At 56.4% G+C, this 25,531-nt stretch carries 18 protein-coding genes and 1 CRISPR repeat array; of the genes, 3 read left to right on the forward strand and 15 right to left on the reverse strand.

Annotation, left to right across the window (positions count from 1 at the left end; genetic code table 11):
• Positions 1-2 precede the first annotated feature (2 nt).
• From cas7g to cas3g, 3 genes are read right to left on the reverse strand one after another with little or no spacing between them, the layout of a single operon-like run.
• Positions 3-1,007: a type I-G CRISPR-associated RAMP protein Csb1/Cas7g gene (gene cas7g / locus K227x_RS19670; protein WP_145172176.1), complete on the reverse strand. Its 1,005-nt coding sequence runs from the start codon at positions 1,005-1,007 to the stop codon at positions 3-5.
• Entirely contained in the window at positions 1,000-3,186 is a 2,187-nt protein-coding gene (gene cas8g1, locus K227x_RS19675; RefSeq protein WP_145172178.1) for a type I-G CRISPR-associated protein Cas8g1/Csx17, read from the reverse strand. The genes cas7g and cas8g1 overlap by 8 nt, the downstream gene beginning before the upstream one ends.
• Positions 3,183-5,852, reverse strand: coding sequence for a type I-G CRISPR-associated helicase/endonuclease Cas3g (cas3g, locus tag K227x_RS19680; RefSeq protein WP_145172180.1), 2,670 nt, complete (start codon positions 5,850-5,852; stop codon positions 3,183-3,185). Before cas3g ends, cas8g1 begins: the two co-directional genes overlap by 4 nt.
• Positions 5,853-6,693: 841 nt before the next feature.
• Between cas3g and K227x_RS19685 the strand changes: the two genes are divergently transcribed.
• The 3 genes from K227x_RS19685 (at position 6,694) to cas4g/cas1g (ending at position 10,577) form a co-directional block, all read left to right on the forward strand.
• A complete protein-coding gene (locus tag K227x_RS19685; RefSeq protein WP_145172182.1) occupies positions 6,694-7,878 on the forward strand; it encodes an ATP-binding protein in 1,185 nt (394 codons plus the stop codon).
• Positions 7,879-8,237: 359 nt separating this feature from the next.
• Positions 8,238-8,528: a CRISPR-associated endonuclease Cas2 gene (gene cas2 / locus K227x_RS19690; protein ID WP_145172184.1), complete on the forward strand. Its 291-nt coding sequence runs from the start codon at positions 8,238-8,240 to the stop codon at positions 8,526-8,528.
• A 39-nt stretch (positions 8,529-8,567) separates the two neighbouring features.
• Entirely contained in the window at positions 8,568-10,577 is a 2,010-nt protein-coding gene (cas4g/cas1g, locus tag K227x_RS19695; RefSeq protein ID WP_145172186.1) for a CRISPR-associated endonuclease Cas4g/Cas1g, read from the forward strand.
• A 173-nt stretch (positions 10,578-10,750) separates the two neighbouring features.
• A CRISPR array of direct repeats spans positions 10,751-12,815; the repeat unit is 36 nt; unit sequence CTTTCCACGAGTTCAAACTCGTGGCCTCATTGAAGC.
• Between the two features lie 91 nt (positions 12,816-12,906).
• Here cas4g/cas1g and K227x_RS19700 read toward each other — a convergent pair.
• The 12 genes from K227x_RS19700 to mnhG all read right to left on the reverse strand — a co-directional run bounded on the left by K227x_RS19700 (position 12,907) and on the right by mnhG (position 25,529).
• Positions 12,907-14,703 (reverse strand): prolipoprotein diacylglyceryl transferase, encoded by a 1,797-nt coding sequence (locus tag K227x_RS19700; RefSeq protein ID WP_145172188.1) that lies wholly within the window; start codon positions 14,701-14,703, stop codon positions 12,907-12,909.
• A 31-nt stretch (positions 14,704-14,734) separates the two neighbouring features.
• The gene (gene guaB, locus K227x_RS19705; RefSeq protein ID WP_145172190.1) at positions 14,735-16,219 is read right to left on the reverse strand and encodes an IMP dehydrogenase; all 1,485 of its coding nucleotides are present in this window, start codon (positions 16,217-16,219) and stop codon (positions 14,735-14,737) included.
• Between the two features lie 358 nt (positions 16,220-16,577).
• Positions 16,578-17,999, reverse strand: a complete 1,422-nt coding sequence (locus K227x_RS19710) for an oxidoreductase (RefSeq protein ID WP_145172192.1) — start codon at positions 17,997-17,999, stop codon at positions 16,578-16,580.
• A 423-nt stretch (positions 18,000-18,422) separates the two neighbouring features.
• Complete coding sequence (locus tag K227x_RS19715; RefSeq protein ID WP_145172193.1) at positions 18,423-20,132, reverse strand: Na(+)/H(+) antiporter subunit D; 1,710 nt, start codon at positions 20,130-20,132, stop codon at positions 18,423-18,425.
• Positions 20,116-20,379, reverse strand: a complete 264-nt coding sequence (locus tag K227x_RS19720; protein WP_145172196.1) for a hypothetical protein — start codon at positions 20,377-20,379, stop codon at positions 20,116-20,118. The genes K227x_RS19715 and K227x_RS19720 overlap by 17 nt, the downstream gene beginning before the upstream one ends.
• Complete coding sequence (locus K227x_RS19725; RefSeq protein ID WP_145172198.1) at positions 20,376-20,585, reverse strand: hypothetical protein; 210 nt, start codon at positions 20,583-20,585, stop codon at positions 20,376-20,378. The genes K227x_RS19720 and K227x_RS19725 overlap by 4 nt, the downstream gene beginning before the upstream one ends.
• On the reverse strand, positions 20,582-22,114 hold the full coding sequence (locus tag K227x_RS19730; protein WP_145178154.1) for a proton-conducting transporter transmembrane domain-containing protein: 1,533 nt from the start codon (positions 22,112-22,114) through the stop codon (positions 20,582-20,584). Before K227x_RS19730 ends, K227x_RS19725 begins: the two co-directional genes overlap by 4 nt.
• Positions 22,114-23,592, reverse strand: coding sequence for a monovalent cation/H+ antiporter subunit D family protein (locus K227x_RS19735; protein ID WP_218934081.1), 1,479 nt, complete (start codon positions 23,590-23,592; stop codon positions 22,114-22,116). Before K227x_RS19735 ends, K227x_RS19730 begins: the two co-directional genes overlap by 1 nt.
• On the reverse strand, positions 23,592-24,119 hold the full coding sequence (locus K227x_RS19740) for a sodium:proton antiporter (protein WP_145172201.1): 528 nt from the start codon (positions 24,117-24,119) through the stop codon (positions 23,592-23,594). Before K227x_RS19740 ends, K227x_RS19735 begins: the two co-directional genes overlap by 1 nt.
• Complete coding sequence (locus tag K227x_RS19745; protein ID WP_145172203.1) at positions 24,116-24,556, reverse strand: Na(+)/H(+) antiporter subunit B; 441 nt, start codon at positions 24,554-24,556, stop codon at positions 24,116-24,118. Before K227x_RS19745 ends, K227x_RS19740 begins: the two co-directional genes overlap by 4 nt.
• Positions 24,553-25,161: a DUF4040 domain-containing protein gene (locus K227x_RS19750; RefSeq protein WP_145172204.1), complete on the reverse strand. Its 609-nt coding sequence runs from the start codon at positions 25,159-25,161 to the stop codon at positions 24,553-24,555. Before K227x_RS19750 ends, K227x_RS19745 begins: the two co-directional genes overlap by 4 nt.
• Positions 25,158-25,529, reverse strand: coding sequence for a monovalent cation/H(+) antiporter subunit G (gene mnhG / locus K227x_RS19755; protein ID WP_246145965.1), 372 nt, complete (start codon positions 25,527-25,529; stop codon positions 25,158-25,160). Before mnhG ends, K227x_RS19750 begins: the two co-directional genes overlap by 4 nt.
• Between the last annotated feature and the right edge of the window lie 2 nt (positions 25,530-25,531).

A 25,531-nucleotide genomic window follows, 5' to 3' on the forward strand; every position in this document is an offset into this window, starting at 1 on the left:
GGTTATGCCTCCGACTGAGAGTCGGCGTTGTCGTCCGTCGTTTCTTTCTTTTCTTTCGCCTTCTTCAGTTCGTCGTTGAACTCCACGGTTTCATGAACCATCTTGTCCTTGCACTTCTTGATTGCACCTGGAAGCGAGGCTTCCAGATCCGCAAGGCTTGGTAGTATGAAGTCCTTTGGTCGTTTGGCAGTGATATTGTCCCGCTCAATTGGTTCGAGATCGCAGGCGGTACGTAGCCGCAGGTCACTATCAAGTAATCGGCGGACGCGGTGCAACGTCAGCAGGACAATCAACTCGGTCGCATCGTCGCCTAGTCCGTAGCCACGAATCTGCGCCAAGTCGAGATTGATGAAACATGTAATTTCGCTGGCGGTGTATTCATCTCGCGCGAAAGGGACATTACCAAAACCCGATTTAGTTTCGCCCGATGGGTTGACGTGGTCGTTCTTCACTCCTCCCGACGCGGCGACCCGAACTTCATTGGCCTCGACAAAGGCGGAGACCGCGCGTGCGATGCGGAGACGTCCACCGGCGAGTTCGCTTTTGGCGAGAAACAGTCCATGGATGAGGCTACCGACATCATATTTGAAAACGATTTCTGCCAGCTTACGACGATCGATCGGGCCTTCCGCCAAACCGCCAAGGTCTGCCTTCAGTTTATTGATAAAAGACGTATCAGTTCCTGCAAGCAGGTAAGGGCTGTTCAACCGATGCGCTTCCAGCATCGTATCTGTCATAAACTGGCCTTTGCGATTGACCGTGACGTGACTGATGCCATCGAGAGCGTCGATTGGTTTTTGAGACGCTGCATCCCAGCAGACAGTTTCCAGACGGTTGGCCATGCTTTGCGCACTTTCCACCAAAAGCTTTTGCCCGACGCTGGTTTGATAAGTGGCAGCACCTAGGTTGGGAAATCCGGTCGGTTGAAAACGGTCACCCTGAATCGGCTGTAACGCCACATTGAACAGGACTCGGTTTTCTTGCGCAAGTGCAGACAAATCAGGCATTGTTTTCTCCAAAGTAGTCAGGAACGAGAATGTTGGCAGCACGACGAGCGCTGGCTTGGGAAACCGGGAACACCAGGGCGGCGGCCCAAAGTCGAGCGGTGTCGGCATCGGCAATCGCACCGGAAAACGGCAACCGTAGCCCGCAAGCACCAAGACGTCTGCTGGCAGCCTGAACAGCGGACGCTGCATCGCCCGCAATCAACCGACGCACAATGCTTGGTTCGACCGGGATATCGAGACCTTTAGCAATCGGGCACGGTAGACACGCCAATTTCACGGCAAGCCAGGCTTCATCAGGGTGGTTTTCGTACACGCTTTCTGGCGGTTGAGCGGGCAACAGCTCTCGGTAATCACGTCGCCATGCAGGCCAATCCAATGCCATCAAGGCACGGGCGAGTTTGACGACCCGTTCGAGATCCACATGCCCGTCGATGAGTTCGGCAATGTCCGTCAGTCGGGCATGGCAACCGATTGCAGATTTCAGTGGCAACCTGCGTTGATTGTCTTGTTCCGCATCAATCAAGCGGCGTTCGACCACAGCAGCACAATCAGCGACCGCATCACGGCCTTTCGCGACGACACGTGGATCGTTCGCCAGTCTCTTGTCGGAAACCTGAAACCGATTGGCCCAGGGAGATTCCAGTGGCAGCCAGTGATGACGTACGGGATCGTGACCACTGGATTGGGCGGCGGCCCCGGCGAGTGACCGTGCCAGTCGAACTTCACAAGAGCCATCGTGAATCGCAGCCACCCAGTCCGGCCTTAATTTCGGAATCGGCCCGGCAGTGATGGCCGTTCCTCCAGCCTGAAGCACTTCGACATCAACAGCAGCGTCTAGTACTGCTCGCCAACGCTGTGGCGTGTCATCGTGAGTCAGAGCGGCGAAGACTGCATCTGCCAATCGGCGTTCGACTTGAACCAACCGCGCCGGAGCGTGATTGTCACGTGCCAGTCGTTGCAGCTTGTTCATCCATCCGGCCAGATCATCCACGAGATTGGATCGCGGATTTTCACGCACCCGAACACTACCAAGTGGGACGGCGAAGTGAGTGGCGAGATTGTTCCGCTGAAAGTACCCGTATCGCAAAAATTCTGTGATACCTAGAGTCACGCCGAGGCGTGTCACGGCTCTAGCAGCGTCAATGGGGTCTTGTGCAGAACGCCTGCTGTTTGAACACCGTCCTTCAAGGAAGAGTGACTCGACTTCAAGGTAACGAGTTGGTCGGTGCCAAATTGGAAACCACTGCTCCCCACGTCCAGGCAGCCGTTTCCCTTTGTTCATTACAAATTCATCGGAATCACAGCTTGTAGGCGTGCCAACACCGTGAGGTTCAAAATAGAACGGAGAGCTAACTTTCGCCCGAGTGATGGTCGATCGCCGAACTACGCTCGATTGGATCACGAGGGCACCTTCGAATGCGAGGAGCAATCCCCATGCGGTGCCATCACCTTCAGGCAGAAACTGCCGGAAAGGGCCGTTTACACTCTTCTTAACTGTCTTTTCGCTTCCTGGCTTTGTTGCAGCACCAAATCCGCCATCCCACGTTATCGTCGGACAAAATGAAAGGTCGTATAGAGCCGCGTCCAGTTGGGAGTCCGCTTCTCTACGAACGATGCACTCTGTCACGGCAGCCAAGTAGGCGGAAGCATATCCACCGCTTCCCTCGTTGCCACCAGAACCAAATATCGGTGGCTTAAGACACTGGTCACCGATACTAACCATGACAGTGCCTAGCCATTTTTCACTCCCGTCTCTAACCTTTCGTCGAATTGCTTGCACAAATTCGTATTCATCTTTTTTGTCCGGTTTCTCACCACCGAATCGTTCAACTTCTTGGCGAATTATGGCAATCGTCTTTCTGAATCCAGACAATCGCGTTGAGTCAGAATTCTCGATCATCTGCAACGCGAGCCGAGCGGTGGACTCGCTTCCGCCCGCATAGAATCCCGATCGTGCGCCCCACGGATTAAAAATCGGGGTTGGTGAATAATCGTTGAGAAAAAACTGTCGCAACTCGTTTTCATCAAGGTTGCAAAGCAAGCAAAAGCGTTCATCTTGCCACCATCCACGAGCGTTGGGATCATGTTTTGAAACGATTCGCAGGATGCCAAGGGCTTTCAAATAGAGGGCCAGCGGAGTCGGGGCACAGCCTGTCAGTCGGTGAAGTGTCGTGTTCATACGGTAACCTCGTCCATGATCGCTGCATCTTCTGCGTTTAGTCGCGACGCTTCCACGTCGGCCGCACGTAGAATGGCCTCCAACATGGCCAGCCGCGCTGGGCCATGCGTCGTCAGTAACGACTGACAACGTTCACGCCAGCTCGCCCCCGTTTCGTGGGACAAACCCATTGCGGCCGGAGCCAGACTGAGCGGCAACTCAGGCAACTGTTGGCCGCCCACCGAAATTGTGATGGATGGCAAGATGTCCCCATTTCGAACTCCACGTATTGGCAGCCCACGATCGTCATTGGCCCGAGCATGAAAATCCTGATCGGCTGGCGACGCATGTAGCGATACACGCACCTTGCCGTGATGACTGGCAACTAAGTAAACGAGCAGGTCGAATTCTTCCGACGTACAGTCTAGAACCGCTTGGATTTCGTCGGGCGGATTCTCACGCGTTGGCAGGCATTCGAGTGACTGACCCATTTCCTTGAAAATTTCTCTCCACGGACCGAGCAGCCCAGGATGGTCCGGCTGATAAATTTTCGCGACTGTAAACAATGCCATTGCGCTGGCAAGTTCATGCCGAAATGAACGTCGGTATTCTCGACGATTTCCATCATCCGTCATTCTGTACGTGCCGGGTGGCTGTACCCAAGCCGATGGTGGACCTTTCGCCAGGTCGCATCGCACCGGCCGGCTTTCATCCGTTGCATCAACAATGGCACCTTGAAACGCAGGATGCGATTTACCAACGTCGTGCCAACGTGCTGCTAGTTTCAGAATACGAGTGAGATTCGGCGGAAACTGCAATTGCTCCGCCATGCGGGCCACCGCTTCGATGACCTCATCACTATGACATGCAATCGTTTTCCACTCGCTGAAACTCAACGCTTCGCCATCGTGCTCGTTGTCTGCTTCGTCAACTGCATCTAACTCGGTACCGTTGTGTTCGACAACTGGAACGGCATCGCTTGCATTGGGGGTAAAACCTTGCACGGTTGTGTACCCACCAGCGGAGGCAGCAACGCAAACGATTCGACCGGGCAGCAACGATTCCCGTCGAGCGACGACCCACTCGCCGTCGAGCCAATCCCAAACCCAAGCGAGCATTCCGCCACGCAGTCCTGGCTTGCGATTGGTCTGTGTTTCCTTGCCGCAAAGCCAGTCTCGCGACTTCATAAACGGGACGGAGCACAGCTCCGCTCGTTGCGGTTGTCGTTTTTGGTCGGGCGTTTTGGCTTTCGCAATTTGGATCCAAAACACTTTGACGTCGCGTTCCTCTCCGGACCGAATGAAGCGGCTGATGTCCAAGTCCGCACCGGTGAGATCAGGCGTTGTGTCGAACAACTCGTCAAACTCATTCCGCATCAGCAAATGCGCCGGTTCATAGGGATACAGCAAAGCTCTCGCATCATCTTCGAGTTGCTCCTCGTATTCCTCGAGACGCTTGATACCAACGTCTGACAGCGACTGCACCGCTGCCCAGGCACTTGTGAGTGAGTCAGCGGAGTAGGGTGGCGACGATTTTTCGTCCTGGCCACGATCAATCACAATCACTCGTCCGGCGTCACCGTAGCGAGCACAACGTCCGAATCGCTGAACAAGATTTGGCCACGGCGCAAGTTCCGTGACCAAACAGCCAGACGAAATGTCGACCCCCGCTTCTACAACCTGTGTCGCGACGATGATTCGATCCGCGTCTGGCGTGCATGCCGAGCGACTCAAAAACTTGTCACGCCACGGCTTGCGTTCCCATGGACGAAAACGACCATGGACTAGATGCACTTCGGTTTCTGGCGATTCTTTCTTCAGTGCGTCGAAGGTATCGCAGGCGCGATCAACAGTGTTGCATACAACCAGCGTAACACGCCCGAACTCACTCGGCTCAGTCTGCTCATGCTCGACTAAAACACGTTCCGCGAAAACTCGACTATCAGTTGAAGCGATCGCATCGGTAGAGATCGACTTAGAGGTTTCCCAAAGCCCTCCGTGGCGATCTTCCGGCGGCACGACGCAAGGCGTAGTCGCCCATTGATCAAACGATGATGCTGAGTCGACGCTATGCAGCCAATCCGGTTGCAGTGTCGCGCTCATCCACCATGTATAGCACGGTCGCAGACTCTTACCCGCATCCTGATCACGATACGACTGGAGTTGAGCGGAGGTCGCCAAACCGACATCCATCAACTGAATCTCGTCCATCACCCACAACGAGTCCTGGTTCAGAAGACCAAACTCCATCGGCCATCGGGCGCGACCGCTAGCGTATCCACGATTTAATGCGCGAGACAGCAGCATATCCTGCGTGCCAATCAAAATCCAAGGCTGCTCCGGCTGTAGAAACCATTCTTCCATGTCCTCGCCGCCCATTAGCACCCCGACACTCGGCCCATTTTTCACACGCTTGGCAATTGCCTCCGCCACCGCCACGGTTTGTTCCACAAGTACCCGCATTGGCAAGCACCACACCAACCGCCTCGGCCAGCTTTCATCCTTGCGAACGATTCGATGATACAGCCACGCCGACAACACACCTTCCGTCTTGCCCATCCCAGTTGGAATACGCAACAACTTGCTCCGGCACTGATTCTGCTGGAGCAGATCTAACTGCCATGGCCGTGGTGAGTCATGTCCGGTCAGTTCATTGAACCATGATTGCATTTCTGATCCTGCGGTCATTTCAAACTCATCCAGTTGTACGCAGTGGAAAACGCAACGTCCTGCTGCCGAACGCAGAAGCAGGAGAAGCTTCAAGTTGCCTTCTCAATCACGCTAACAAGATCGTGGCGAAATGGCTCGTCGATCACAGAAGTCGTAACCTATTCGATCCCGGTGACACGTTTGGTCACCGGTGGTCCCTGTCTCAAAATACTTTTCTACGTTCCTTTCACTTTCGCGATCTCAGTGCTCACATCATCTGTTTTTTTAAGAAGGCAAAGCTGTGGTCGAATCAAGTGACTCAAGAAACGCCAGGCGAAGTTTTAGCTCATCGAGCATGCGGCGGACAGAAATGTCATGATTCCGTCAAAAATGGCTTGGCCCTCGAAGACGGGCGTGACAACTCATTGCGTACGCTTGTAAATCACTACCGAAGCTGACACCAAGTTTCGGGGTTATCCTATCTGCAGCCAATCGACATCAACCGTTTCGTTGCTCTCGCGACTGGGGCACTGATGCAACAGGATTGCATTTGCATCGTGCGATGTCATCTCTTTAAGCAAGGAGCATGCGACGTACTTCAGACCATCGTTGCCAACCACTTTGGCAGGTAACCTTATGCTTGAAACCGGCGCTACCCGTGACACGATTTCCGAATGAGAAGTATGTTTCTGATTGGGCATCGCAACGCTCGCGACGATAGAGCCCACTCGTCGCGGCCCTCGGCTGCTGACACCGATGGAATCGGCCATCCACTATTTTGCATTCAGCCAAAGGAGCGGCCTCATTGATGAATTTGACGCGTATACGGAAGTAAGCTAAGTTTATGTAATTCCGATAAACCATGGATACTTTGTTAGTTATGGACCCGCGCACGAACCCGTTTGCACCTGGAGCCGGCACGCCTCCGCCCGAATTGGCAGGACGTGAGCATCTGCTCGAAGCGGCATCCATCGCCGTCGATCGGCTGGCCGGGCAGCTCAATAGCCGGGGAATGGTGTTCTACGGTTTACGTGGGGTCGGAAAAACGGTGCTGCTGCAGCAGATGCGACTCAATGCTTCCGCCGCCGGCTATGTGACCGTTCCGATCGAAGCACCCGAGAATCGCTCGCTGCCGTCGATCCTGTTGCCGGCTCTGCGCGCGACCATCATCAAAAACTCGACCGGGGCAGCTGCGAAGGCAAAGTTCCGCGACCTGTTGGGCGTGCTGGCTTCGTTCGCCAAAGCGGTCAAGGTCAAGTACGACGATGTCGAAGTCGTTCTGGACGTCGCTCCGACCTTGGGGATCGCCGATAGCGGAGACCTGGAGAGTGACCTGTGCAGCCTGTTCCTAGAGCTGGGCAAAGTTGCGGCAGATCAGTCGACCATGGTCGCCATTTACATCGACGAATTGCAGTTCGTTTCCGAGCTAGAACTGGCTGCACTGATTTCGGCGTTGCATCAAATCAGTCAGCAGCGGCTACCTGTAACCCTGTTCGCGGCTGGCTTGCCTCAACTGCTTGGCCAACTTGGCAAAGCAAAGTCATACGCAGAACGACTTTTTGATTTTCAAGAAATCGGTTCACTCGACCGGCCCGCGGCCGCCAATGCGTTGACCATCCCCGCCGGTCAGCAAGCGGTTGAGTTTGATGCTCCGGCTCTGGAGCACATCCTTGATGAAACGAAGTGCTACCCCTATTTCATCCAAGAATGGGGACAGCACGCATGGCAGATTGCGCCCACATCGCCGATTACGCTGAGCGATGCGAAGGCGACCACGGAATCAGCCATCGCGCATTTGGACAGCAGCTTTTTTCGAGTTCGCTTTGATCGCTTGACTCCGCAGGAGAAACGATACATGCGAGCGATGGCGGAACTTGGCCCCGGCGCTCATCGCAGTGGTGACGTGGCAGAGGTGCTGTCCAGATCCGTGCAAAGTCTGGGGCCGTGTCGCAGTTCGCTGATCAAGAAAGGGATGGCTTACAGTGCGTCGCACGGCGACATTGCATTCACCGTTCCCTTGTTCGAAGGGTTCATGAAACGCACGATGGATTTAGTGATCGATTGATCCATTCTGATCGCTCGGTATCGGAGTTCGCTACCATGACGATGGTGGAATTCGCTCGGAGAAAACTCTGGCCTCTCGCTGGCTGGCCAACGGACGTGACGCCCCCAACGATCCATCAACATTGGCTCGTCTGATCTTTCTCAATTGGGTTGTACTTGCGACCGGCTTTTTCGTGGTCATTGCCACTTTCGCGGCCGCACCGACAGTTCCAACTCGGACAACCGGCACAGACTGTCGTTGAGGATGAGTTTTCGGGCGTGGATTGTGCCGCATTTTCTGCCGGCACCCCAGCATCAGGACTAGGGTGGGGTACATGCCAGACCCCCTGGCATTGACCATGTTCGTGGTGGCTGAAAACGATGCGACGAATCTACCTGATCACTTACGACGTTTGTGATGCCAAACGACTGCGGCAGATTTTCAAATGTCTGCGTGGTTGGGGCGACCATCTGCAGTACAGCGTATTTGAATGCCAGCTGACCGACGCCGACTTGCTGCGTTGCAAGGCCCAGATGGCGGACATTTTGCACCACGGCGAGGACCAAGCCCTGGTGATCGATCTCGGCCCCGCGGCGTCTCGCAGCGAAACGCTTGTCCAAGCGATCGGCAAACCTTATTCGGCCATGGCGGCCCCCTGTTTCGTCGTCTAAGCCACTTCTTGATTCACTGCACTTGCCATACGTAACGTCATGATCCAACCCATTGATGATGCCGATTCGATCGATCCGTCGGCTGACCAGGATCCCGAGGAATTATTACCAGCACGGATGATCAATGAACTAGTGTACTGCCCAAGACTGTTTTACCTGATGCATGTCGAAGGCCAGTTCGCGGAATCGATCGATACGATCGGTGGCACGATTTTGCACCGGCGGGTCGACAATGGGACGGGTGGATTGGCGCCTGCCGAACCCTGTGCGACGCAGTCCTTCATTCCCAGCAGCGACGAGGAGCCCGTGGTCGCTGCTCCCGAACCGACCAAGCCCAAAAAACGCCCCAAGTCGAAACACCTACAACCTGCGACGTTGTTCGGCGATGATGAAAACACCGAACCGGGAAACGACCAGACGGATCCGGACAATACGATGCCGGATGCCGAAACGGAATCGGACGACGACACCAACGACCCGCCCCGCACCATCCATGCCCGCACCATCCATGCCCGCACCATCCATGCCCGCACCATCCATGCCCGCAGTGTGACTCTTAGCAGTGAATCGCTGGGTGTGATCGCCAAACTGGATCTCGCCGAAGCCAGCGGAAACGTCGTGACCCCGGTGGATTACAAACGGGGTCGTCCCAAGCGGATGGCGGATGGGACGCTGGCCGCCTGGGATCCTGAACGAGTCCAAATTGCCTTGCAGGTACTTGTCCTACGAGACAACGGATACCAGTCCGACGAGGGTGTGCTGTATTTCAACGAAACTCGGCAACGTGTCCGTGTTCCCGTCGACGATGAACTGCTAGCGCTCACTCGCAGCTCGATTGCCGCGGCGCGGCGGCACCGCGAATCGGGACAGATCCCACCGCCACTGATCTCCAGCCCCAAGTGCCCTCGATGCTCCTTGGTCGGAATATGCTTGCCCGAAGAAACCCGCCGTCTCGCGACCGCCGGACAACCAATCCCCCAGGTGCGTCCGCTGGTCACGGCCCGCGACGAGCGTCGTCCGGCTTACTTCAGTACCCAAGGGATGTGGATCGGCAAGCAAGGTGATCTGCTGCAAGCGAAAGTGGAGGGCAAAGTCGTTCAAGAGATTCGCATGAACGATATCAATCAGATCAATCTATTTGGAAACATTCAACTATCGACGCAGACAATCCAAACGGCCCTCGGACGCGACGTACCGATTGGTTACTTCACTCAAAAGGGATACTTCTATGGTGTCAGCGGTGGACTGGGCGTCAAGAATATCCTGGTGCGTCGTCAGCAATTTCGGCTTGCCGATGATCGCGAATTTTGTCTTGATATCGCTCGCGCCCTGGTCCACGGTAAAATCCGCAACCAGCGCACACTGTTGATGCGGAATCACCGCGAACCTGACGCCACGTCACTGCGTGATTTGAAACGTTATGCCAACCGGGCATTGAAAGCCGAGTCGCTCGCCTCGCTGTTGGGAATCGAAGGTATCGCGGCTCGCGTTTACTTTGGCGACTTTGCGGGCATGCTGAAAGTTGACTGCGGCGTCTCGACAGGCGGCGAAGGATTCGCCACCGCGGAGAAACAACCTGCCTTCCAGTTCCGATCACGCAACCGGCGCCCGCCCCGAGATCCAGTCAATGCGATGCTGTCACTGGCCTACAGTTTGCTGACGAAAGATTGCCTGGTCGCCGCGACGATGGTCGGCCTGGACCCTCATTTGGGTTTTTACCATCAAGTCAAACCGGGCAAGCCGGCGCTTGCGTTGGATCTGATGGAGCCGTTTCGTCCGCTGATCGCCGAATCGGTGGTCCTCTCAGCGATCAATACGAAAATGGTCACTCCCGATCATTTCATCTGTGCCGGCAAATCGGTTGTGATGAGCGATACTGGGCGGAAGCATTTCTTGTTGGCCTACGAGAAACGAATGGATTCACTTGTCACTCATCCGCTGTTCGACTACCGAGTGAGTTATCGGCGTTTGCTAGAAATCCAAACGCGCCTGCTGGCTCGTCGCCTGAGCGGTGAAATTGAGGACTATCCGGTTTTCCAGACGCGTTGAGGATGCGAGCGGCGAGGCGGTGAGCCGAACCCGGCCCCCGCTCGCAAACCTGCAAAATGCAGTAAAAGAAGTCCTCTGCACGAATTCTCCCGATGCAAGAATCCATGGAATCCAGCGACCGCTCGCAAAGCTCCTCAAAAACAACCATAATCGTGCACTCAGAAAGAAGAGCTCTTTCCACGAGTTCAAACTCGTGGCCTCATTGAAGCGTCCCGGCCAGGTTGGCCCCGGACAGGTCCGCCCCGCTTTCCACGAGTTCAAACTCGTGGCCTCATTGAAGCTGCACTCACGACGCATATAGGAATAATCGTCTCTTTCTTTCCACGAGTTCAAACTCGTGGCCTCATTGAAGCCGTGTACTGACGCTTGCCATTGGCATCCAAAACCGGCTTTCCACGAGTTCAAACTCGTGGCCTCATTGAAGCTTAAGCACCTGCATCGACTCGCCGGTGCGCTTCGACTTTCCACGAGTTCAAACTCGTGGCCTCATTGAAGCTAGTTTTCAAAACAACTTTCCTTGTGCGTTTCCACTTTCCACGAGTTCAAACTCGTGGCCTCATTGAAGCCAAAACACCTCGCGTCCATTTCGGGGCGTGTATGTCTTTCCACGAGTTCAAACTCGTGGCCTCATTGAAGCGTGTGGTGCGTTGTCGGATGCACTTTCGGCGATCATCTTTCCACGAGTTCAAACTCGTGGCCTCATTGAAGCGAGTTACTAGAAATCGGACCAGTCTCAATGCCAGCCATGACTTTCCACGAGTTCAAACTCGTGGCCTCATTGAAGCTTCTTTCTTAAGCACTCTGAACTAATAATTCCTATTCTTTCCACGAGTTCAAACTCGTGGCCTCATTGAAGCCGGTTTCGCGTTCCCGTTCTTCGACCGCGGCAATCACTTTCCACGAGTTCAAACTCGTGGCCTCATTGAAGCCGATTTGAGTTCATTGAAGACGGTGGTGGGGCTCTCGCTTTCCACGAGTTCAAACTCGTGGCCTCATTGAAGCTCGACAAGAAAATGGGGCAATACATCCAGAAACCCCGCTTTCCACGAGTTCAAACTCGTGGCCTCATTGAAGCCCGCGATGGAAGGCGGCCGTCGTTTTGTCGGTTGCGCTTTCCACGAGTTCAAACTCGTGGCCTCATTGAAGCACCTAGGAGATCGAAGCCTTTAAGAGCAGCGCCGATCTTTCCACGAGTTCAAACTCGTGGCCTCATTGAAGCGAATCGTCGTGCAGCGTGCCAGGCACGTAGCTAGCCGTCTTTCCACGAGTTCAAACTCGTGGCCTCATTGAAGCCTTGGATGCTTGTGGGGATCCGCGAACAACCAGACCCTTTCCACGAGTTCAAACTCGTGGCCTCATTGAAGCAACGGCGAAGCTGGCGTCGAACACACCGTCAGGCACGCTTTCCACGAGTTCAAACTCGTGGCCTCATTGAAGCCCATCATTGCTGTTTATCAATTCACGGACCCAACCGCCTTTCCACGAGTTCAAACTCGTGGCCTCATTGAAGCTCGATCAGTGACGAACCGGACGCGTTGCCCACCGCGACTTTCCACGAGTTCAAACTCGTGGCCTCATTGAAGCCTGGAGCAGGTTTCCGCGAGGCTGCTGCTGGAAACTGACTTTCCACGAGTTCAAACTCGTGGCCTCATTGAAGCCTGACACCCCCCACAGATCGACGTCGCCAGATCAACACTTTCCACGAGTTCAAACTCGTGGCCTCATTGAAGCCCGTTTTCCTACCGCGGGCGTCACTGACTGGTCATCGCTTTCCACGAGTTCAAACTCGTGGCCTCATTGAAGCATCGACAGTTTGCCGCTGATGATGTGGTACGTCTGCGCTTTCCACGAGTTCAAACTCGTGGCCTCATTGAAGCATCGCGGCGCTGTTCGACTGTTACCGGGCCCAGCGTCTTTCCACGAGTTCAAACTCGTGGCCTCATTGAAGCTCGGGGATGCACTCCGAACGAACGATCTACTATTTCCTTTCCACGAGTTCAAACTCGTGGCCTCATTGAAGCGGATCAACCGAATCCAGGACAGACCGCACGATTGCTCTTTCCACGAGTTCAAACTCGTGGCCTCATTGAAGCGCGTCGTTGTCGTTGCACCACTCGATGATGCGAGCACCTTTCCACGAGTTCAAACTCGTGGCCTCATTGAAGCTTGCCTTCGTAACTGTCCGCGAAATAGTTTGCCATGCTTTCCACGAGTTCAAACTCGTGGCCTTATTGAAGTCGGTGACGGGCGATGGTCGTGCAACACCCGGCCCCTCACCCAACACGCTGGCGGGGGCTCGCTGGGGCGATTCAGGCGATCTCCGCCTCGCTTACGGGATCAGCCAGAATGCACCGGTGACGGCGGCTGTTTGATACAACGCACCTCGCAGGCTGATCGGTACCGGTGGTTTGATCCACGGTGCACAATTGCCTGGTCGGTAGTAGCCAAGCGAATAGGTGCATTCGTTCGGTGCGTGCACTCCCATCTTGTACGGCAGCACGGCGATGTTGCCAAAGAAGTGTGCAGTCTGAACGATAGGCTCTAGCACAGGCCCGCGAGTGTGACCGTATCTTTCTAGGTTGACATCTTCGAAGTACAACGGTGTGTGGCACAGATTCGAAGCCTTGTAGGTCATCGTCATCGGTGTCCAAGCACGCGGCGTGTAGGCCACTTGTTCGATCAGACATTCCGTAGGCAGTCGCCAGTTTTCGGAGATGTACGCCAAGTCGGCTTCGCTGAGTTTGTTGACGGGCAATTCTTCGGTCGTTCCGAATTCCGTTTCGACTAGCACGTTTTCGTAGGCGATGTCACGCATGCGCCCGACCGCCAAAGGCGTGCCATCGACAGTCCGCCACTGGCGAATGGATTGCTTTTCGTCAAAGTCGGACTTCAGCCGATCGTAACGCTTTTGGTCCATTTCGTCGGGACGATAGGGTGGGCTGATGTCGAGCGAAATTTTGTCGATCGTTTGAAAGGCCATGCGTTGACGGAAGTCGCTGCACGAGATGCCTTGTGGCTGATCGATGTCGTCGTCGAGTCCGCCGAAACCATCGTCGTAGTTGCTGCCCGATCCGTTGCGAGGATCGTTCAAACGGTCGCGATCCAAGGCATCCAAGTTCGCCTCGTCCGATCCACGACGTCGTGGGAAAGGATCTTCGAACTTGCCGTCGTCGGCGGAACGCTTGGGTGGAAGTTCTTGAGCACCTTGCAAATCACGATCGGAATTCGAACGTGGCGAAACATCCGGTGCTTCTTCGCGGAGCATTTCGCCCAACGATGGCCCATCGCTAGCACCGGACTTCGGCGCCGCTTGGGCTGGTGCCGAATCGGGCTGTTGTGGGAACCCGAACGAATCTCGAAGATCGTTCATCGGTTTGGCTTCGGCAGTCGGTGCCGGCACACTTTGGGGAGCAGCGGCGCCGGCCTTGGCAGCGCCTGCAGATGATGGTGGGAACAAAAACCCATCGTCAACGTTCTGGTCGGCGATCGAAGGCGGAGTCTGTAGCGCATTGGCGGCCGACTGGCCCGCGGCACCCGTGGTGGGGCCTGATCGATTCGCGGCACCATCACCGAATGGATCGGCGAAGAAGTCATTGGACTGTCCCGACGTCGACGGTGTGTTTTGTGCGATGCGATCCGAGGGACGACCGGCGTGGTATCCGTTGGACGCGTGGCCATCTTGGGCGTACCCGAGTTGGGCCTGACCATTTTGCGGCGAAGCAACCAACATGTCGTCGACGCGGGTTGGCTGAGTCATCCATGCGGTTTGGGAAACCGGCTGCAACTGCGGCGTTTGGCTGACCGGTTGCAGTTGACCGCTTTGCGTTGCACTGACTTGAGCGACACCGGTGGCAGGAATGGACCCCGCGGTGGTGGTGGCAGGCTTGGCCACTTCGATGGGCTGTGCAGCCACGACCTGGGCACTGCGACGCCACTGCAAATTCCAGCCTTCGCGGGTGGGATTGGCGTCGGCCGGTGCGGCCGTCATGCGAGTGCCCTCGCGGGGCACCGGCTGCAGGTTCCGGTAGGCCGTCCCCTGCGGCTGAGCGGCCGCTGCCTGACCGAGATACTGGCCCGGCTGCTGGGCCGACGCCCAAGGGGTTGCCACCCAGGGGCCGGGGGTCATCAGCAACAGGCCAAGCGCGAAGCGAACCGTATTAGTTCGTTTCGCCCGACTGGACGTCTGGGCTGTAGTTGGGTGCTTCTTGCGTGATCGCGATGTCATGCGGATGGTTCTCCCTAACCGTCGCTGCTGAGACGCGGATGAAACGTGCATCCGTTCTCAGTTCTTGGATCGTCCGTGTTCCGATGTAACCCATGCCCGCTCGCAACCCGCCGACCAATTGGTAGACGTAATCGCTAAGTGGACCCTTGAACGGTACGCGGCCTTCGACACCTTCGGGGACCAACTTGCCCGCCTCGGTGCCACTTTGCCGATACCGATCACTGCTTCCTTTCACCATCGCGCCCATCGACCCCATCCCTCGGTACGACTTGAAAGTTCGTCCTTGGTACAGAATCATCTTGCCGGGACTTTCGGTCAGTCCTGCGAACAGGCTGCCGATCATCACCGTGCTAGCACCGGCCGCGATCGCTTTACTGATGTCACCGCTGAAACGAATCCCTCCGTCGGCGATGACAGGCTTCCCTCTCTTCTCGGCCACTTTGACCGCATTCAAAATTGCAGAAATCTGAGGCACTCCGACGCCGCTGATGACGCGTGTTGTGCAGATCGACCCAGGTCCAATTCCGACCTTGATCGCATCCGCACCCGCCTTCAGCAGGGCTTCGGCACCTTCGCCCGTCGCGATGTTTCCCGCGATGACGTCGATGTCCCAGTTTCGTTGACTCTTAATTTCCCGAACGGTCTCGATCACATTCTTGCTGTGCCCGTGAGCCGAATCGACGGTCAGCACGTCAACGCCTTGTCGAATGAGCTTTTCTGCTCGTTCAAAGTCGCCGACGCCGATCGCCGCTCCAACCCGCAGTCGACCCTTCTCGTCTTTGCAGGCACGGGGGAACCGTTTCATCATGTCGATGTCGCGGATCGTAATAAGTCCCGTTAGTTTTCTATCTTCGTCAACCAGCAGAAGTTTCTCGACTCTTTTTCCCGTTAAAATCCTCTCAGCTTCCTCAAGCGTTACATTCCCTACAGCCGTCACTAAGTTCTCACGGGTCATGACCTCGCTAACTGGGAGGTTTGGGTCCTCTAGGAAGCGTAGATCTCGCCGAGTCAAAATGCCCACCAATGTCTGATCTGCGTGGACAATCGGGATCCCGGACACGTTGGCGGTGTCCATCAGTTCGGCGGCGCGACGAACCGGGACATCGGGCGAAAGCGTGACGGGGTCGACGATGATCCCGTTGGCCGAACGCTTGACCTTGGTCACTTCTTCGACCTGGTCTTCGGTGGTCAGGTTCTTGTGGATAACCCCCAAACCACCTTCCTTGGCCAACGCGATCGCCATATGGGCTTCGGTGACGGTGTCCATCGGGGACGAGATCAGAGGGATCTTCAGCTTGATCCGCTCGGTCAAGAAGGTGCTGACATCCACCTCGCTGGGGACCACCTCGCTATACCGCGGCAGCAAAAGCACGTCGTCGAAGGTGACACCGAGGGGTCCAATTTTGTCGTCCGACATGGCTGCGTTTCCGAGTATGAATGGTCAGGGAAAGGCGCCGAATTATGGCGTATCAGCGAGAAATCGCCTAGTAGCCCAAACAAGTCGGTCGCCCGGAATGGAATGCTGGGCGAATGTTTCACGCAAATTCGACATTCGGGATCCCTGATCGCCGACGACGCCAGCGATTCAATGCAATTCGCCGCCCCGTTCCGGGCTGGGGCCCGTGGCGGCCCCCAGCGGAGGTCGTGCAGCGAGCAAACGGAGCCCCGGATGTTGCCCTGTTGATCCACCGAATCAGGCCCTGTTGAGGCCACGGCGATCTGCTGCGAGCGGCCAGACAGGCGAACCGAAACGCCAGGGGATGCCTCGGGCGGGCCTATTTCAGTGCTTTAAGCGCTTCACGCTCGGGCATCGCCTTGTAGAAGCCATCCAGCGGGAAACATCCGCTGATCATTCCATTCCTCGGCGCGGTGGTGCAATCGCTGAACGTTCGGCAAACCTTTTTCCGCTGGGTCGTGGTCCCCGCGATCACGTCGGCCGGCATCTCGGGATAAGACAGCACCATCCGCCCCAACCCGATGGAATCGACCCAGCCCTGGGCAACCGCCGCCTGGGCGACGTTGGGCAACCAATCCTGTAGGTAGGTGTACCCCGACCCGACGAACGTGATGCCGGGGTGCTTTCGTTTCAGTTCGGCCGTTGCATGCAATTGGCGAGCGACACCGACCAAGGGATCTTCGGGCGGCCGATAGCCGTCGCTGGGCGGAAAATAGGCGGGCCGTTGGACGTGTGGGGTCGAATAAGGGCTTCCGGCCGTCGTGCATACCATCTTCACGCCGATCTGCTCCAACAGCTGCAGGAACCGCGACGGCTCGCTTAAATCGACTTCTAGCCCGGTTGGACCGCAGCCCCACGATAGCCGCGGGTCGGCCCCCGGCACGGGAACGCCAATCCGTTCATCATCGCCGGGATGGAACGGCATGAAATCGTAGATGCTAAGACGTACGCCCATCTTCAACGATGGAGCGGCTGCGGCGATCCCGGCCACGATTTCGCGAACAAACCGAGTTCGATTTTCGAAGCTGCCGCCAAAGTCGCCGGCCCGATCGACACCGCTAAGCAATTCATGTCCCAAATAGCCGTGGCAATGTTTCACATCGACAAACGTGAAACCCGCTTTTTCAGCACGCACGGCGGCAACGATAAAATCATCGATCAGCCTGCGCAGTTCGTCGTCCGAGATGACGGCCGAGTCGTCCGTCACTTTCACGCGGGCGTCCAAGACCGAGTTCCGCTGGGCGGTGCGAGGTTCGGGAGTCATCTTTTCGTTCGGCTTGGCCCAACGGCCCGAGTGGGTCAGTTGCAGACCAACGAACAAATCATCCGTCGTCCCAAATCGCTCGGCATGGGCCCGGACCAATTCTTCACGCAATCCAGCGATCGCGGACAGGTTCTCTTCGGTCATCAACAATTGGTTGGGATTGGCCCGCCCGTCGTGACGCACCGCGACCGCCTCGCCTCCCCACATCCATTTCGCACCGCTGATGCCAAAATTACGCCACCGGCGCCGTGTCAGGTCGGTCGGTGCCCCGTCGGTCGTGCCGTCCCAACCTTCCATCGGCAGGATGCAAAATCGATTGCCGACTTTGACACCGTCGACGTCCATCGGTGCGGCCAAAGGCGAGTCGGGCCCCGACTGCATCTGAACATCAAACGGTAGCTCTGCCTGGATGCTGGCCAAGTGGTCGGTAAAGTCGGTGTGCGACTTAAAGCTGGCCATGCGGGGGTAAACGGTCATCAATCGACTCGGGCTATTCGGGCTAGGAGATTCAGTATCCGGGCAGAGGCGGTTTGGGCAAAGCCCGCGGAACATCCCACGGCCCCCCCATTGCCTACGGCGCTATAGATCAGCCCCCCATTAGACTCCAATCGACTGCACCCGTCATGGCGATTCGGGTACAGGGCAATGGCAAATTGGGCACCAGCGATCTGGCCGCAGCACCCGCCCCCCCGGTTTCCGGATCCGCATCCGCGATCGTTTCACCGCGTGCCCAGCGGGCCGCGCGTTGCAGCACGTCAACAGTAAGCCCCGGACAAGCGATGCGTCGTATCGGATTATGTCCGTGACGCCTCCAATGCGTGATTGCCGGATCCGCGTCGCTACGCTCCTTGATCCGGCCTACTTCACTGTCGTCCACTTGCCTGGGTCACCCAACGGGCGCTACAGGTAGTAGATCACCAGACAGATCGCCAACAGGACGGTGGCCCAAAAAGTCATCGTGCTACTGGACCACGTCCGCCCCAGGATTCCGTTCTCGTTGAACGTCCGACAGGCGGTGTGGTAGACGCTGCGAAGCACGACGGTGGTGTCGCGTCGCACCGCACCATCGACGACATCGATCGTCCCTCGCAGACCACGCACCAGTTGAGGCAGCGCCCGGCGATAGACCCAATCGACATCCAATACGGTCGCACGCTTCTCTTCCGGATACAGCCCGGTTTTCATCAAAAACACGAACGCCAATGCTGCGAACATCAACAACTGCAACTGCGTGACCACGTGCGTCACCGTGTAGGGATGGTAGTCCACGTCGAACGGCAGCATCCGATACAGCAGCGGATAGGCCACGCCCAAACCGATGCACATGATGGACGCCAATCCCATCGCCACCAACATGTTTAGCGGCGCTTCTTTCACTCGTATGCCACTGTCGTGTGCAAAGAAAGCGAAAAATGGAATTTTGATACCCGAGTGTTCCATCACGCCAGCCGACGCGATCAACAACACGATCCAAACCCACAGCTGATGTTCCTCCGCTGCCGCCGAGATGATCATGGACTTGCTGATGAATCCGCTTAGCAGTGGAAAGCCCGAAATCGAAGCCGCTCCGATCACGCAGAACAACGTCGTCCAGGGCATCGATTTATGCAGCCCCCCCAACTCGGTCGCCTTGGTGGTCCCGACGCGGAACAGCACCGCGCCCATCGACATGAACAACAACGACTTGTAGACGATGTGACAAAACGCGTGCGCCACCGTACCGTTCAACGCCAATTCGCTACCGATGCCGATGCCGACCACCATGAACCCCAACTGGTTGTTCAGGCTGTACGCCAACACGCGACGCAGGTCATTTTCGATCACCGCAAAAACGATGGGGAACAACGTCATCACGCAGCCGACCGTAATCAATGGGTCATAGCCGGCAAAACCACGGATCAGCGAATACACCGCAAGCTTGGTCGTAAACGCACTCAGGAAAACCGTTCCCGTGGGCGTCGCCTTCGGATACGAATCTTGCAGCCAATTGTGCAATAGCGGAAACGCGCACTTGATCCCGAACGCCAACAACACCAACGTCCCGGCCGGCGAGAGCGATTCTCCTGGGACGACGAAATTTCCGAACATCACCGAACCGGTCTGCACGAACTGAAAGATCGCACCGGAGAGCAGCAAGACGCCCGAGGCGACCTGAATGACCAGGTAACGCATTCCCGCTCGGTACGAAGTTTCGGTACCGGTCGCCCACACCAGCACGACACTGGAAATCGCTGTCAATTCCCAATAGACGAACAGCGTCACCAAGTCGCCGGCGCATGCGGCGCCGATCGCCGCACCGGCATAGATCATGGCCGCGACATGCTGCTTGGCGTCGCGAACATGCAATGCATAAATCGACGCCAAGATCGCAGCAAAGTGAAAGACGATGCCAAAGATGCGGCTGTACTTGTCGATGCGAACGACGTTCAACGAGACGCCAAACATTTCGAAGTTGCCAAAATCCTGTTCCGGCAACATCCAAAAGCTGATCAAGCTGAGGACCGAAATCACCAACGCACCGACGCTCTGAAACCGCCGCGGTACGGCGATCAACAGCAACCCGCCGACGATCATCAACAGCCCGGGCGGAATACTAGCGACGACGTTCATAGTAGTCCTCCGGCTTGCTGATCAACAAACGCAAGATGCGGCCAAGAAACACGACGACGACAAACGCCACGAACCCGAACCAAGCCTGAAAACCAAAGAACGTTTCCAACTTGCCAAAATGCGGATGTGGATTTTCGTAAAACAAATCGGCCAGCACCAATGCGACACACACCAGCACCAACCCACGAATCATCCACCGGATGTTCGCTGGTCGTTCAAACCAAGACGGATCGTCGTGTTGTGTCATTTGCCTCGGAATCCTGTGCGTGCCACCGCGATTCCCATCGCGATCGTTCGACAACGTAACCGTCGCCGTTTCAAATTCATCGATACGTCACTCACTCGCGTCACAGGCCCCAACGTCACAGGCCCCAACATCACCGGCCCCAACATTGCCAGCCTCAACATCGCAGGCTGGCCTGTTCGCACCGTCACCCAACTCCACTGGTTCATTCCACAATCGGTAACAGGGCTTCGTAAATCCACGGCGCGGCAAAAAACAACAACACGCTACCCACTGCAGTGATGCACAGCGGGACCACGCACATCATGGGTGCCTCTTGCCATTGAACGCTATTTTCGCTGCCCCGATCCAGTGACACGTCCTGCCCCAGTCGCGAATTCTGTTCGGATTCCAAGTCTTGGTCGATCGGCTTCATGAACCCCAAAATGGGAATCGGAACCAAGTAGGCGATGTTCAACAGCGAACTGATCATCAACGCCGCCGTCAACGCATACTGATGCGCCTCGACCGTTCCAACCGCCAAGAACCACTTGCTCCACGCTCCGCCGCCCGGCGGCAGTCCGATGATGCTGATTGACGCGATGGCGAATGCCCCAAACGTCAGCGGCATCTTTCGGCCCAATCCGCGCATGTCGCTAATGTTCTTTTTATGGGCCGCCACATAGATCGCCCCGGCACAGAAAAACAACGTGATCTTGCCGACCGCGTGCATCGCGATGTGCATCCCGCCACCGATCACGCCTGATGGATTGGCAAGCGCCGCCCCTAACGTGATGTACGCCAACTGACCGATCGTCGAGTAAGCCAAGCGAGCCTTCAAATTGTCTTTGGTCATCGCCACTAAGGAAGCGACCACCAACGTGTATCCGGCAACGTAGGCAAGCCAAACATTGACACCAGTCGCCCCCAGCAGGTCGATCCCAAAGATGTAGACGACGACTTTCATCACCGAAAACACGCCCACCTTGACCACCGCGACAGCATGCAACAGTGCGCTGACAGGCGTTGGCGCCACCATGGCCGCGGGCAACCAACGGTGGAACGGCATCAAGGCAGCTTTGCCAATTCCAAATGCGAACAGTCCCAAGAGGATGCCCAAACCGGTGTCGGAAATCCGGTGGTCATCATAGGCGTCCTGCAAAATCCCACCGACGCGGAAATCCAATGTCCCGGCCAAGAACCATGTCCAAGCGATCGCCAACATAAAAAAGGCGATCGATGTCGATAACAGGATGCCCAGGTAGATACGTCCACCGTTTCGAGCCTCTTCGTCGCCGTGGTGTGTCACCAACGGGTAGGTCGAGATCGTCATCAATTCATAGGCGACAAACAGCGTGAACAGGTTGGACGAAAACGCAGCGGCCAAGGCGGCAAAGATGGCAACGGCAAAGCAGCCAAAGAACCGCGTCTGATGTTTCTCGTGATGCCCCCGCATGTACCCGACGGCATACACCGTGGTCAGAATCCACAATCCGGATGCGACCAGAGCGAACAACATCCCCAATGGTTCAACCTGGAACGAGATCGAAAACCCTGGCAACAGGTCGCCGATCACCCATTCGGGCCGGCCACCCGAAAAAACGTCCCGTGACAGCATCGCGATCACGCCAAACAGGACACAGCCAATGATCAGCGTGCTGGCTTCGCGCAGATTCGGAATCTTGCCAAACACAAAATTCAAAACGAACGCCAACAAGGGCAACGCAAGCGACCAAACGATCATCGATTCAGGGGTCATCATGGCGTGCCTCCCAACAACATGGACGCTGCGTTGGCGGCTAAGCCAGCCGAATAGGTTGTCCAAACCCCAAACAGGATCGTTGCTCCGGCCAACAGGTAGGTCGGAACCAGCATTCGCAGCGGCGCCTCGACAGCCTTCTTCGCCGCCCCGGTGGGCTCTTGGAAATACAATGTTTCCAACACTCGCCAAACGTAGATCACCGCCAGCAGCGAACTGAACAACATCAGAACCGCCACCGGCCACAATTCGGATTCCATCGCTGCGGTCAACAATAACCATTTGCTAACGAACCCAGCCGTCAACGGCACGCCGATCAACCCCAGTCCGCCGACCGCCCATGCGAACGCTGTCCACGGCATGGTCCGACCGGCCCCCTTCCAATCACTCAACTGGACAGATCCGATTCGATAGGCGAAACAGCCCACGACCATGAACAGCCCGCCTTTGATGATCGCGTGATTGAACATGTGAACAATTCCTGCGGTCAGTCCGGTCGAACTGTTCATGCTGATGCCAAGCAACATGTAGCCAATCTGGGCCACGCTGCTGTAGGCCAGCAATCGCTTGACGTTGTCTTGAAAGATCGCGGCCAGCGAAGCGGCAAAAATGCCCACCAACGCCAAGATCCGCAGCGCCAAGTCAAGCGGCAGCATGTCGAACGCAAACTCGGGCGTGATGATCCCATAGATCAATCGCAAAAAGGCGTACACCGACACCTTCGTTGCTGTCGCTGCGACAAACACGGTGACCACCGACGGGGCGTAGGTGTACGCGTTGGGCAACCAGGTGTGCAGCGGGTAAACCGCCATCTTGATGTACAACCCGATCGTCAAAAACGCCAACGCCACGACCATCGTGCGAGGCCCGTGGACGGTGTCGATGCGGGCGGCGATGTCCGCCATATTCAACGTCCCGGTCATCTGATACAGCAGCCCGATGCCGATCAGAATGAACGTCGCGCCGACGCTTCCCAGTATCAAATACTGTAGCGCCGCCAAGGGAGCACGACGTGTACGGCCCAGCGAAATCAACGCATAGGACGACAACGACGAAATCTCTAGAAACACAAACACGTTGAACAGGTCGCCGGTGACACACATCCCCAACAAGCCGGTCATGCACAACATGAATGTCGCGTAGAACAGATAGTGTTTCGATTCGGGAATTTCTTTCTTCACGCTGGGCGGCGCGTAGATCAACGTCAATAATCCGATCGCCGACACGAACAGGATCACGAAGGCGCTTAGCGAATCGACAACGTATTCGATGCCGTACGGTGGTTCCCAACCACCGATGTCGTACCGAATCGTCCCCGTTTGCATGACTTTTTGCATCATCCAAACGGCGTTTGCGAAGGTCGCCCCGGTCGCCAACAGCGCCATCACGTAGGCCGCCCGACGACTGCCTAGCAACACGCAAATCGGCGCCGTCATCATCGGCACGACGATCAACCAGATGGGAAGGTGAGCTTCAATCACGAGGCACGGTCCAGTTCAAGAATCTCATCCTCTTCGATCGTCCCGTATTCCTCGCGAATCCGCACGATCAAGGCCAGCGCCGTCGCCGTGGTGGCAATGCCCACCACGATCGCCGTCAACATCAACACGCTTGGCAGCGGATTGGAATAAATGATTTCGGCAACCTGATCCGCACCGTGGCCCACATCGGCGCCCTGAACCAAATCAGCGCCGTGAACCAGATCGACGGCATCCGCAACCTGTTCGCTATGCCCCGATCCGCTGGCACCGTGCACGGCGTGACCACCATGTTCCGCATTTTGTGCAGCGATCGCGGGGGGCACGATCGGTGCGGTCGCGCCATCGATTTTCCCCATCGTGATGTACAGCAGGAACACCGAGTTTTGAAAGATATTCAGCCCAATGATCGTTTTGATCAAATTGCCGCGTGCGATGACGATGTAAAACCCGGTCATCATCAAAAACACGACAACCCAATAGTTGAACAGGCCAAAGAACTGTTCGGCGCTGATTCCAATATTCATATTGCACGCTGCCTTCCCGCGAATGCGTAGAAGATCATCGTCATCACTGCCGTTACCGTGATCCCGACACCGCACTCGACCATAAAAATGCCCAAGTGCTGGCCGCTAGGAACGTGATAGTCGGTCAGAAAATGATGTTCTAAAACGTCGTAGTCCAGAAAATTGCCACCCAAGTAGACCGTCAACACGCCGGTGCCCGCATAGACCAAAACTCCTGCTGCCATCAATCGCTCGATGACTGCCGGCGGCGCAACCTTCTGAACCGCTTCGAGCCCAAAGACCAAACCGTACAGGATCAAAGCAGAGGCGAAGATTACGCCGGCCTGGAACCCGCCACCGGGACCGTAGTCCCCGTGGAACTGCACGTAGAAAGCGAACAACAGGATGTAGGGGATCAGCAGTTTGCTGACGACGCGGATGATCGGAAAATCTTTCATCGCTTTGCTCCACGCTTGCCGCTGGCCCGAGCATCGCCCAGTGAACCTTTGCGGCTATCGCCACCGCGATTTTGACTGCTTCCCCACTCGTCTCGACGCAGGATCAACAACACCGCCATGCCCGCGGTCAGCACCACCGTGGTTTCCCCCAGCGTGTCGTAGCCCCGATAGCTGGCCAAGACGGCCGTCACGACATTCGGCAATCCGTGCATGTCGATCTGCGATCGTTCGACAAATCCGGGGTTGGGATGCAAGTGAATGGGGTCATTGGGATCGCCCAGATACGGCATATCCAAGGTTCCATAGATCAACGCACAACCGGTGATGGTGACTGTGATCAAGGGCACGATCGCGACCCGCTTGGTCGGTTTTTCGCCCTTTCCGGTCAGCGCCAACGTGCTCAACATCAGCACCGTCGATATCCCAGCCCCCACGGCCGCTTCGGTAAACGAAACGTCGGGCGCGTCCAGAACCACCATCCAACTGGCCGACAGGAAACTAAAGATGCCGGTGAACATGACCGCGGCCCACAGATCGCGAATGCGAGCGATCGTGACGGCGGTGACAGCCAACAGCGCCAAAATGGCAATGTCGATAAAATTCATGACTTGCCCAACGTATCATCGGATTCGGCGGCCTCTGGCTGCCGCGGCTGTCGGACATCCAACACAGGCTTCATTCCCTGGGCCAGGGCCGAGTGGGCCAACGCATGACAGGAACTGGGACTGGTGACGGTCAGAAAGAACAAGATGGCCAGCAGCTTGACCACCACCAAGGGCGTATCCGCTTGGAACATCAGCCCTACCAGAATCATGCCAGCGCCCATCGTGTCCGTGATCCCAGCACCGTGCATACGCGAGAAGAACTCGGGCAATCGCACAATCCCAATCCCGCCGATCACGGCAAAGACCGAGCCCACGACCAAAAAGAACCAACTGATAGCGTCCATCGCCAACGGAACCATGGTTTCCATTG

The sequence above is a fragment of the Rubripirellula lacrimiformis genome, assembly GCF_007741535.1.
GTDB classification, from domain to species: Bacteria; Planctomycetota; Planctomycetia; order Pirellulales; family Pirellulaceae; genus Rubripirellula; species Rubripirellula lacrimiformis.

What these genes read in the sequence shown, in the direction of transcription:
- K227x_RS19715 (WP_145172193.1), bottom strand. Translation starts at nt 20,132, where the DNA reads ATGAACGTCGTCGCTAGTATTCCGCCCGGGCTGTTGATGATCGTCGGC.
- K227x_RS19710 (WP_145172192.1), bottom strand. Translation starts at nt 17,999, where the DNA reads ATGACCGTTTACCCCCGCATGGCCAGCTTTAAGTCGCACACCGACTTT.
- cas4g/cas1g (WP_145172186.1), top strand. Translation starts at nt 8,568, where the DNA reads ATGATCCAACCCATTGATGATGCCGATTCGATCGATCCGTCGGCTGAC.
- K227x_RS19725 (WP_145172198.1), bottom strand. Translation starts at nt 20,585, where the DNA reads ATGAACCAGTGGAGTTGGGTGACGGTGCGAACAGGCCAGCCTGCGATG.
- K227x_RS19745 (WP_145172203.1), bottom strand. Translation starts at nt 24,556, where the DNA reads ATGAAAGATTTTCCGATCATCCGCGTCGTCAGCAAACTGCTGATCCCC.
- K227x_RS19740 (WP_145172201.1), bottom strand. Translation starts at nt 24,119, where the DNA reads ATGAATATTGGAATCAGCGCCGAACAGTTCTTTGGCCTGTTCAACTAT.
- K227x_RS19730 (WP_145178154.1), bottom strand. Translation starts at nt 22,114, where the DNA reads ATGACCCCTGAATCGATGATCGTTTGGTCGCTTGCGTTGCCCTTGTTG.
- K227x_RS19700 (WP_145172188.1), bottom strand. Translation starts at nt 14,703, where the DNA reads ATGACCCCCGGCCCCTGGGTGGCAACCCCTTGGGCGTCGGCCCAGCAG.
- cas8g1 (WP_145172178.1), bottom strand. Translation starts at nt 3,186, where the DNA reads ATGAACACGACACTTCACCGACTGACAGGCTGTGCCCCGACTCCGCTG.
- cas2 (WP_145172184.1), top strand. Translation starts at nt 8,238, where the DNA reads ATGCGACGAATCTACCTGATCACTTACGACGTTTGTGATGCCAAACGA.
- K227x_RS19685 (WP_145172182.1), top strand. Translation starts at nt 6,694, where the DNA reads ATGGACCCGCGCACGAACCCGTTTGCACCTGGAGCCGGCACGCCTCCG.
- K227x_RS19720 (WP_145172196.1), bottom strand. Translation starts at nt 20,379, where the DNA reads ATGACACAACACGACGATCCGTCTTGGTTTGAACGACCAGCGAACATC.
- mnhG (WP_246145965.1), bottom strand. Translation starts at nt 25,529, where the DNA reads ATGGAAACCATGGTTCCGTTGGCGATGGACGCTATCAGTTGGTTCTTT.
- guaB (WP_145172190.1), bottom strand. Translation starts at nt 16,219, where the DNA reads ATGTCGGACGACAAAATTGGACCCCTCGGTGTCACCTTCGACGACGTG.
- cas7g (WP_145172176.1), bottom strand. Translation starts at nt 1,007, where the DNA reads ATGCCTGATTTGTCTGCACTTGCGCAAGAAAACCGAGTCCTGTTCAAT.
- cas3g (WP_145172180.1), bottom strand. Translation starts at nt 5,852, where the DNA reads ATGACCGCAGGATCAGAAATGCAATCATGGTTCAATGAACTGACCGGA.
- K227x_RS19750 (WP_145172204.1), bottom strand. Translation starts at nt 25,161, where the DNA reads ATGAATTTTATCGACATTGCCATTTTGGCGCTGTTGGCTGTCACCGCC.